Source organism: Blautia sp. 2227st1_G12_2227SCRN_220401 (assembly GCF_039062885.1).
GTDB lineage: Bacteria > Bacillota > Clostridia > Lachnospirales > Lachnospiraceae > Blautia_A > Blautia_A fusiformis.
The window spans coordinates 113,363-122,821 of record NZ_JBCLNI010000009.1 but is presented as its reverse complement, the minus strand read 5'-3'; the positions used below and the strand labels follow the sequence as shown (position 1 = coordinate 122,821).

The following is a 9,459-nucleotide window of genomic DNA, read 5'->3' as shown; positions in this document are numbered from 1 at the left end:
AGGTGGAAGTGTGGTAACACATGGAGCTGACTGTTACTAATCGGGTGAGGGCTTGACCAAAAAGCCGAGGAAGCGGGCAGGATGTAACAGAAATGGGGCGGAACAAGCTTGCTTGTGGAGAACCATTTATGGTACAGACTGAACATTTGCGAAGCAAATGACATCGAACGACGGAGTCGTGAGATGACCACCGCTGGAGTATCGGTACGCAGGTTAGAATTGATTCAAAGAGTTTGATTAACGATCAACAAGCATGTATGTAGTTTTTAAGGTACAAACCTTAATTAAATATTTAAGTAATCCTCCTTAGCTCAGTCGGTAGAGCATGCGGCTGTTAACCGCAGTGTCGTTGGTTCGAGTCCAACAGGGGGAGTTTTTTTATGCCTGTAAACAAGGAATTGTTTACAGGCACTTTTTATATGTTTGTATAAATATCCGTTATATATATCGTAATATTTGACCGAATCAAGTAATCCCCTATAGAATGTTTTCTGATAACAGACTGGAAACTATTTCGAAATCATGCTAGAATGAAATTGGTTTGGTTAAGAAAGAATAATTTATGAGAAAGAAGCAGAAAAATGGAATTATTTGATATCATAGATGAAAACGGAAATCCCACTGGAAAGATCGTAGAACGGAGTATTGCTCACGCAGAAGGAATCCCTCATCGTACTGCTCATATCTGGATCATCCGTCGGAGGAATGAAAAAACAGAGATCCTTCTTCAGAAAAGATCCAGAAACAAGGACTCCTTTCCTGGAAAATTTGATACTTCATCTGCAGGTCACATACAGGCGGGAGATGAACCAATGGAATCGGCATTACGGGAACTGGAAGAAGAACTGGGAATCCATGCAGAATCAGCTGATCTGCAGTTTGCAGGAAAATTCCCCATATCTTTTGCCAGAGAATTTCATGGAAAAATATTCCGGGATGAAGAAATCGCTTTTGTTTATATTTACGATCACCCGGTAGAGATCGATCATCTTACACTTCAAAAGGAAGAAGTAGAAGAGGTACAGTGGTTTGATCTGGAAGAAACGTATCAGCAATGTAGTCAGCACAGAGATAAATTCTGTGTTCCGCTGGGAGGTCTGCAGCTTGTACGTCAATTTATAAAAAGTAACGGCAATACAATAAAGGAGTGAAAGATCATGAGAAAAGATTTCGGAGCAAAGCCTTACACTTATCCACAGCCGGTATTAATGATCGCTACATATGGTGAGGATGGAAAACCGGATGTTATGAATGCAGCCTGGGGAGGAATCAGCGATGATAAGGAAATTTCCATCTGTGTCAGTGAAAATCATAAAACAACTGAAAACATCCTGAAAAAAGGCGCTTTTACAGTAAGTATGGCAGATGTGGAGCATATGACAGCCTGCGACTATGTAGGAATTGTTTCCGGAAACAAAGAGCCGGATAAATTTGTAAAAGCCGGATTTACAGCAGAAAAATCTGAAAAAGTAGATGCACCTATTATCAAAGAGCTTCCAATCTGTATAGAATGTAAGCTGAAAAGCTATGATAAAGACACCTGCCGGCTGATCGGTGAGATCGTAAATGTCAGCGTGGATGAGAGCGTTCTGGATGAAAATGGAAACGTAGATGTTGCAAAAGTAGCACCGATCACTTTTGATCCGTTCAACAATGCATATATCCGTCTTGGCGAAAAAGTCGGCGATGCTTTTAAAGCCGGAACGGCACTGAAATAAATAATATCTACTGAAATACAGAAAGTCTCTTTCACAGGTACAGATAAAAAATTATCTTCTGGAAGAGACTTTCTATTTGTTATAAATATTCTTTAATTCAGAACTCCCAATTCTTTAAAGGCCTGAAAAATCCCGTCCTGATCATTACTCTTTGTTACAAAAGAGAAATGTTTTTGCAGCTCAGAAGGTGCATTTCCCATCAAAACTCCACATCCTACTGCCTCCAGCATTTCCAGATCATTATAATTATCTCCGAATGCAATAGTACTGGTAAGAGGGATTTTTCGAAGATCACAAAGATATTTTACAGCTTCCGCTTTGTTTATGCCGCCAGCCATGATCTCCAGAAGAGAATCGGAAGATCTTGCAATAGATAATTCCGGAAAATATTTGCGAAGAAGTGTTTCTGACGGTGACATATATTCAGAATCGCACATACACAGGATTTTATCTACCATAAGCGTATCTGAGAGAGACTGAAGGGATCCCTCTATAGAGGTAGTTTCCACAACCGTTTCTTCATGGATCACATGAGGGTCTGTCCGGTCTTTTACGATCCAGTCTTCTGAGGTAAAAACATTCCAGGTCACGTGAGGACATTTTTTTTCGATCACATCAATGATTTTGGAAGCGTCAGAAATGCTTATTCCTTTTTCGTAAAGGATATTTTGATCTTCATCCAGGATTAGTGCACCACTGAATGCAATGGTACAACAATGGAAATCATTTTTTTTAATAATAGGACGGATGCCGGAAGGGCTTCGTGCTGAAGAAATAGTAAACAGAACGCCCTGATCTGTCAAAGTATGAATGGCGGAACTGGTCAGCGGAGATACCACATGTTCTGAGGTTAGTAAAGTGCCGTCAATATCGCTGAAAACAGCCTGTGGCTTAAATGAAGATAATGGTTTCATATTCGAGATCCTTTCTGTAAAAGATGAGTATAGGTGTTTCTGTATATAAAATAGCACATAAATAACAAAATAAAAATATATCCAGATTTTATTATGACAAAGCTTTTTTTGGAGCCAGTGCAGTAGATGCCTCTTTTGGAGCATCGGCCACTAGAGAGATCGAAGCAGCTGTGAAACGCTGCGTGTATGCCAATGCAGAGGAAAGCTATCTTCTGGCGGACCATACCAAGTTTGGCAAAAAAATCTCATAAAATATAATGATGTCAGTGAGTACCAGTTGATCTTTACCGATGAAGAATTGGAAACGGAGCAGAAAAATAAAGTGATCCGACAGGGTGGAAGATTTTGTGAATAGCAAAAATACAGAAATCTGTTGACAGAAGATAAATCTGTAGATTATATATAAATATAACAGATTCACGAAAAAGCCTCGGATTATTCAGAAAATTCATGCTTGTAGGTGAATATAGGATATGATAACATAAAAAATATCATTTTTGTAAAAACGCAAAAAAGGAGGTGCTGACATGCGCTCAATGAGAAAAAATGCATACAGGAGAGCTATATCTTCCTAATGATGATGAGATCATCCAGGATCAGATCAAAAAGCTGGATCGACTTTATGATTTCAATATGACACGTCCCACACAGTTGGATAAAAGAAATGCTGAAAGAGATACTACACTATGATATAAGAGTGGAAGGAATGTCCGGCTTTTGAAAAATCAAAAAGAAGCAGGTTGATAGGAACAGGAATGGATGAGGACCTGTCTGATGCTGAAAGAAAAGAGGATAAATTATGGGAATGAATGAAACACCGTCAGCAGACCGTGTACATATCGGTTTTTTTGGCAGAAGAAATGCAGGAAAATCCAGTATCGTAAATAAGGTGACAGGCCAGGAGCTGGCTGTGGTATCCGATGTAAAGGGAACTACTACAGATCCGGTAAGTAAGGCCATGGAACTACTTCCTATGGGCCCGGTGGTGATCATAGATACACCAGGTATTGATGATGAAGGACATCTTGGAGAACTTCGCGTCCGCAAGGCGAAACAGGTGCTGAACAGAGTGGATGTAGCAGTTCTTGTAGTAGATGCCACTGTGGGAAAAACCAGTGTGGATGAAGAATTGATCCATATTTTTAAAGAAAAGGAGATTCCATATCTGGTTGTTTATAACAAGGCAGATCTGCTGAAAACAAAAGATGGGAACCGGCTTTCTTCAGATAATAACTTAAACCAGAATACCCATGCGGGTGCGGTCAAAGAGAGCAGTGTCAGCCAGAAACAGGATCATGAAAACCAGAACACAGAGCAATCTATTTATGCTAGCGCCGCCACCGGTCAGAATATCTACGAATTGAAAGAAAAGATCGCTTCTCTGGCAGTAACGGATGAACTGAAATTGCGTCTTGTAGGGGATCTCCTTGAACCATCAGATTTTGCGATTCTTGTAGTTCCCATAGATAAAGCTGCACCAAAAGGGCGTCTGATCCTTCCGCAGCAGCAGACGATCCGTGATGTGCTGGAAGCCGGAGCAGCAGCCATCGTGATCAAAGAGGATGAGCTTTCCAATACACTGGAAACCCTGGGGAAAAAACCAAGGCTTGTGATCACAGACAGCCAGGTCTTTGCCAGAGTCAGTGAAGAAACTCCAGAAGACATCTGGCTTACTTCATTCTCTATTCTGTTTGCCAGATTTAAAGGAAATCTAAAGACAGCGGCAGCTGGGGCAGCAGCACTGGACCGGCTGAAAGACGGTGACAAGATCCTGATCTCAGAGGGATGTACCCACCACAGGCAGTGTGATGATATCGGAACAGTCAAGCTTCCACGCTGGATCCGTAATTATACGGGGAAAGAGCTGAAATTTGAGTATTCTTCCGGAAGAGATTTCCCGGAGGATGTGACGAAGTACAGTCTGATCGTGCATTGTGGCGGATGTATGCTTAATGAGAGAGAAATGCGTTACCGTCAGAAATGTGCATTGGATCAGGAGATTCCTATCACCAATTACGGAATTGCCATTGCCTACATGCAGGGAATCCTGAAACGTTGTGTGGAAATGTTCCCGGATGTGAGGAAAGAACTGGATCAGTAATTTTTTTCAGGTGTTTACATTTTTTTCGAAAAATGATATAGTAGCGATTGTTCATTTTATAAATTTGCAAAAGGTGACGATAAGGAGTTGCAGATACAATGATCGATCAGACACTTTCACAGGCCCTACAGAAAGAAATTCCAATACTTACAGCTCAGATCCGAAGTCTCTATGCAGAATTCGATAAAAAATTTCATCTTAACGGAGCAAAGATCCCTATAACTTTTGGCATGGAGCCGGATCTGTTGGGATCTTATACAAGAGGCAGCTGCCACGAAAAAGAGCATTTCCATTTTTCTCTGCTGTTTATCGGCTATGCGGTAAAAAATCCTCTGAAAAAAGAAGACCGACTGGATCTTTACAAACATGAATATGCCCACTATATGCAGTATAATTTTCACATTCCCTCAGAGTATCAGTGGCAGCACGGAACCCACGGAAGTGCCTGGAAATACTGCTGTTCCTTGACTGGTGCGGCACCAACGCCATATTATAAGGCAGGGGAAGCTCTGATGAAACACAACTATGAGAAAAAACTCCGAAGCCCGATCCATGACCGTACTGTAACGGTGCGGGATACTTACAGAAGAGAGCAGCAGCACAGGAATACTCAGAACAGTATTGTACGCTATGAGATCGGAGAGGATGTCAGTCATCCGAAATTCGGAACCGGAAATATTGAGCATGTAGAGCAGCTTCCGGGTTCTGTAAGGCTTCACATCCGTTTTGGAGAAGAGCTGAAAGTGATCGATCAGAAATGGCTTCTTCGGACAAAATATAAAAAGATCTGAATATAGTTTTATAAAAATAGACATCATCCTGGATATCAAAATAGGTATCATATGGAGATGTTTATTTTTTTTATATCATTGATACAGTATAAAAAAATTCTCCGGTACAGAAAATCTGTGTTCCGGAGAATTTTAAGTCAGGCGGATATTTGCGATCCGTATTTAGCCAGTTGCCTGATTTGGTTAAAAAAATCAGGTTATATTACTCAGAAACCTTCACAAACTGGCTGTTATAAAGATTCTGATAGAATCCGCCTTTTGCCATAAGCTCTTCATGGCTTCCCTGTTCGATGATGCTTCCGTCTTTCATGACAAGAATCTCATCTGCATTGCGGATGGTAGAAAGACGGTGTGCAACGATAAAGCTTGTTCGCCCCTGCATCATCCGGTCAAATGCCTCCTGGATCAGCATTTCTGTTCGGGTATCAATACTGGAGGTTGCCTCGTCAAGGATCAGCATTGGCGGCAGACACAGCATGACACGGGTGATGCAGAGAAGCTGCTTTTGTCCCTGGCTTAAGCTGTCTTCATAAAGAATGGTATCCAGGCCATTTGGAAGACGGCGGATAAATTCCCAGCTGTGGGACATTTTAGCTGCCTGGATCACGTCCTCATCAGAAGAATCCGGCTTTCCGATACAGATGTTGTCACGGACAGTTCCATGCTTGATCCAGGTATCCTGGAGAACCATGCCATAGCTTCCGCGGAGGGCATGTCTGGAAACATCGGTGATGGGGGTTCCGTCCACGGAAATACTTCCACCGGTGACGTCATAGAACCGCATCAGCAAGTTGATAAAAGTTGTCTTGCCACAACCGGTAGGGCCTACGATGGCAATACGTCTGCCTGGTTCTGTATGAAGATTAAAGTTTTTAATGAGAGGTTTGTCCGCTTCGTAGCGGAAGGAAACATTCCGGATATCCACTGCACCTTTTACATCGACAAGAGTTCCGGATGGATCCGGGCTTTCCGGCTCTTCCTCCAGAAGATCAAAGATCCTGGTAGCGCAGGCCAGAGCGTTCTGAAGCTCTGTGATCACGGAGCTGATATCGTTGAAGGGCTTCATATACTGGTTTGCATAAGCCAGCAGTACGGAAAGTCCACCGACAGTCAGATGACCGCCCGGGATCAGAAAGGCACCTGCAAGAGCTACACCTGCGTAAATGATGTTGTTGACACATCGTGTGGACGGGTTGGTGAGGCTGCTGTAAAAAACAGCCTTCTGGCTGGCATCACGGAGTTCTTCATTGATCGCAGCAAAACGTTCGGAAGAACGATTTTCGTAACCAAAGGCCTGAACCACTTTTTGATTTCCGATCATTTCCTCGATCAGTGCAGTCTGACGTCCACGGGCATCACTCTGCGCACGGAACATCTGGAAGGAATGGGAGGAGATGAATTTCGCCACAAAAAAGCTTACAGGTGTCAGGACAATGATCATCAGAGTGATCCACACATTTTTGGAGAACATGAAGAGCAGGGTTCCGATGATGGTGATGACACCGGAAAACAGCTGTGTAAATCCAAGGAGCATACCATCGGAAAGAATATCCGTATCTGCGATGACACGGCTGATGATATCACCGGTGCTGTGTCCGTCCAGGTAGGACAGAGGAAGCTTCTGGATATGGCGGATGGATCTTGCACGGATATCCTGTACTGTGCGGTAGGTCATACGGTTGTTGATGACACTCATGATCCAGGTGGCAATGCCGGAAAATACGATCATGACAAGAATACGGGAAAGATAGAATCCCATTCTTGTAAAATCAACTTCGTGGGCAGCAACGACCTCATCAATGGCATAACCAAAAAGTACGGGAACATACAGCTGCAAAATTACAGTGACTGCTGCCAGGATCACACTTAATACGAGAAGAAAACGGTATTTTCCAATGAAACGTAGTACCTTGAAAAAGGTTGCCATGCTGTTTTTGGCGGTTGTATCTGTTTTACTCATGCCAGGACCTCCTTTCCAGTCGCTTTTTCATATTTGGTACGCTCTTCCGGGAACTGTGAGAAAAAGATCTCACGGTAGGTTTCGCAGGTAGAGATCAGTTCCTGATGGGTTCCTTTTCCGGAAAGCTGACCATCGTCCAGTACCAGGATCAGATCGGCCTGGCGAATGCTGGCTGCTCTCTGGGATACCAGGAAGGTGGTGGTGTTTCCACCAAGCTGGTGAAGGGATTTCCGAAGTGCCGCATCTGTGGCAAAGTCAAGAGCACTGGCACTGTCATCCAGGATCAGAATCTCTGGCTTTTTCACAAGGGCGCGGGCAATGGTAAGTCTCTGACGCTGGCCACCGGAAAGATTCCGCCCGTTCTGTTCCAGACGGAAATCCAGCTGACCGTCCTTTTTCTCTACGATTTCACGAGCCTGAGCGGTGGTAAGTGCTTCCCACATTTCTTCGTCCGTGGCATTTTCCCGTCCCCAGCTTAAGTTATCGCGGATGGTTCCCTGGAAAAGTGCTGCTTTTTGAGGAACTACGCCAATTTTTTCCCTGAGTTCCTGCCTGGAATAGGTCTGTACATTCTGACCGTCGAGGGTAATGACTCCGGAGGTTGCGTCGTAGAAACGGGCGATCAGATCCACAAGAGTGGATTTACCGCTTCCGGTACCGCCGATGATTCCGATCGTAGAGCCTTTTTTTGCGGAAAAAGTGATATCAGAAAGGCTAGGTGCGCCGGTTCCTGCATAGGAGAAACTCACATGGTCAAAGGCAACTGCATAGTCACTGTTTTCCGCAGTCGGTAAGGAAGCTTTGTCCGGGTAAGTCATGGTGGAATCGACCTTCAGGATTCCGGCAACGCGATCCGCACAGGCCATGGATTTGTTCAGGGTGATGATCAGGGACGCAAGCTTGATCAGTTCTACGATCATCTGTGCCATATAGTTGTAAAGAGCAACTATTTCACCCTGCTGCATGTTTCCGAGGTTTACCTGTACACCTGCAGTCCGGATCAGGATTACTGTTGCGATATTGATCAGTACATAAGTTGCAGGATTTAAAAGTGCAGAGATTTTTCCGACAAATTCGTTCAGTCTGGTAAGTGCAAGATTGCTTTCGTCAAACTCCGCAACGGCATTAGCTTCACGGCAAAATGCACGGATCACACGGACACCGGTCAGGTTTTCTCTGGTAAGACGGGTGACGGAATCCAGACGTCCCTGTACTTTTTTGAAAAGCGGGATACTTAAAAACATGATCACAAAGACAACCAGGAACAGTACCGGAATGGCAACAGCGAAGATCAGTGCACAGCGCACATTGATGGTAAAAGCCATTACCATAGAGCCTAGAACAATAAACGGGCTTCGAAGAAGAAGACGGAGTCCCATGTTTACTCCGTTCTGTACCTGATTGACATCGTCTGTAAGACGGGTGATCAGCGTGTCAGTGCCAAGGGTGTCCAGCTCCGTATAGGAAAGCTTCTGGATATGGTCAAATACAGCCTGACGCACTTCTGTGGCAAAGCCTACGCTGGCTTTTGCAGCAAAAAACTGTGCAGTAATGCTGACTGCAAGTCCTGCAGCAGCCATCAGTATCAGAATAAAAAACTTCTGAACGATATAGCCGTGGTCATTATTTGCAATTCCCACATCGATGATCTGGGCGATGACGACAGGCACCAGCAGATCAAATACAACTTCCAGAAACTTGAAAAAAGGAGCCAGAACGCTTTCTTTTTTGTAGTTTTGAAGATATTTTGCAAGTGTTCGCATTTCTTTTTCTTCCTCCGTTTCCTTATTTTTCTATAATAAACCTCTGTTATTATACTCCTATGGAGATAATACGTATAATATTGTTTTTAATGTATGATAATATAATTTTGCTATTGCCTGGGACGGAAATCTGTGGGATGATAGAAGTATGGTTTTTCGGATAATTGCGTGGGAAAGATATTCATAGTATTTACAAAGTATTGCAGATATAG

8 protein-coding genes and 1 tRNA gene are annotated in these 9,459 nt (G+C 43.4%); 6 read left to right on the top strand and 3 right to left on the bottom strand.

Annotated elements, in window-relative coordinates; all coding sequences use genetic code 11:
• Positions 1-300: 300 nt before the first annotated feature.
• From ABCM67_RS06760 to ABCM67_RS06750, 3 genes are all read left to right on the top strand, one after another.
• Positions 301-373, top strand: a tRNA-Asn gene (locus tag ABCM67_RS06760).
• Positions 374-581: 208 nt separating this feature from the next.
• Positions 582-1,151: an NUDIX domain-containing protein gene (locus ABCM67_RS06755; protein WP_021652971.1), complete on the top strand. Its 570-nt coding sequence runs from the start codon at positions 582-584 to the stop codon at positions 1,149-1,151.
• A 6-nt stretch (positions 1,152-1,157) separates the two neighbouring features.
• A complete protein-coding gene (locus ABCM67_RS06750; RefSeq protein ID WP_173722674.1) occupies positions 1,158-1,718 on the top strand; it encodes a flavin reductase family protein in 561 nt (186 codons plus the stop codon).
• Positions 1,719-1,810: 92 nt separating this feature from the next.
• Here the strand turns inward: ABCM67_RS06750 and ABCM67_RS06745 are convergent, their stop codons facing one another.
• Positions 1,811-2,632, bottom strand: coding sequence for a Cof-type HAD-IIB family hydrolase (locus ABCM67_RS06745; RefSeq protein WP_015526816.1), 822 nt, complete (start codon positions 2,630-2,632; stop codon positions 1,811-1,813).
• Positions 2,633-3,178: 546 nt separating this feature from the next.
• Here ABCM67_RS06745 and ABCM67_RS06740 point away from each other — a divergent pair.
• From ABCM67_RS06740 to ABCM67_RS06730, 3 genes are all read left to right on the top strand, one after another.
• The gene (locus ABCM67_RS06740) at positions 3,179-3,322 is read left to right on the top strand and encodes a maltose acetyltransferase domain-containing protein (RefSeq protein ID WP_015526815.1); all 144 of its coding nucleotides are present in this window, start codon (positions 3,179-3,181) and stop codon (positions 3,320-3,322) included.
• Positions 3,323-3,431: 109 nt separating this feature from the next.
• Complete coding sequence (gene hydF / locus ABCM67_RS06735; protein WP_342992673.1) at positions 3,432-4,733, top strand: [FeFe] hydrogenase H-cluster maturation GTPase HydF; 1,302 nt, start codon at positions 3,432-3,434, stop codon at positions 4,731-4,733.
• Positions 4,734-4,831: 98 nt separating this feature from the next.
• On the top strand, positions 4,832-5,524 hold the full coding sequence (locus ABCM67_RS06730; protein WP_015526812.1) for a hypothetical protein: 693 nt from the start codon (positions 4,832-4,834) through the stop codon (positions 5,522-5,524).
• Between the two features lie 202 nt (positions 5,525-5,726).
• Here ABCM67_RS06730 and ABCM67_RS06725 read toward each other — a convergent pair whose 3' ends face one another.
• Together ABCM67_RS06725 and ABCM67_RS06720 are read right to left on the bottom strand one after the other, a co-directional pair.
• On the bottom strand, positions 5,727-7,484 hold the full coding sequence (locus tag ABCM67_RS06725) for an ABC transporter ATP-binding protein (RefSeq protein ID WP_342992671.1): 1,758 nt from the start codon (positions 7,482-7,484) through the stop codon (positions 5,727-5,729).
• Entirely contained in the window at positions 7,481-9,247 is a 1,767-nt protein-coding gene (locus ABCM67_RS06720) for an ABC transporter ATP-binding protein (RefSeq protein ID WP_227589137.1), read from the bottom strand. The genes ABCM67_RS06725 and ABCM67_RS06720 overlap by 4 nt, the downstream gene beginning before the upstream one ends.
• Positions 9,248-9,459 lie beyond the last annotated feature (212 nt).

Excerpts from the sequence above, each read along its gene's own strand:
- ABCM67_RS06755 (WP_021652971.1), top strand. The coding sequence starts at position 582 with ATGGAATTATTTGATATCATAGATGAAAACGGAAATCCCACTGGAAAG.
- ABCM67_RS06750 (WP_173722674.1), top strand. The coding sequence starts at position 1,158 with ATGAGAAAAGATTTCGGAGCAAAGCCTTACACTTATCCACAGCCGGTA.
- ABCM67_RS06745 (WP_015526816.1), bottom strand. The coding sequence starts at position 2,632 with ATGAAACCATTATCTTCATTTAAGCCACAGGCTGTTTTCAGCGATATT.
- ABCM67_RS06740 (WP_015526815.1), top strand. The coding sequence starts at position 3,179 with ATGCATACAGGAGAGCTATATCTTCCTAATGATGATGAGATCATCCAG.
- hydF (WP_342992673.1), top strand. The coding sequence starts at position 3,432 with ATGGGAATGAATGAAACACCGTCAGCAGACCGTGTACATATCGGTTTT.
- ABCM67_RS06730 (WP_015526812.1), top strand. The coding sequence starts at position 4,832 with ATGATCGATCAGACACTTTCACAGGCCCTACAGAAAGAAATTCCAATA.
- ABCM67_RS06725 (WP_342992671.1), bottom strand. The coding sequence starts at position 7,484 with ATGAGTAAAACAGATACAACCGCCAAAAACAGCATGGCAACCTTTTTC.
- ABCM67_RS06720 (WP_227589137.1), bottom strand. The coding sequence starts at position 9,247 with ATGCGAACACTTGCAAAATATCTTCAAAACTACAAAAAAGAAAGCGTT.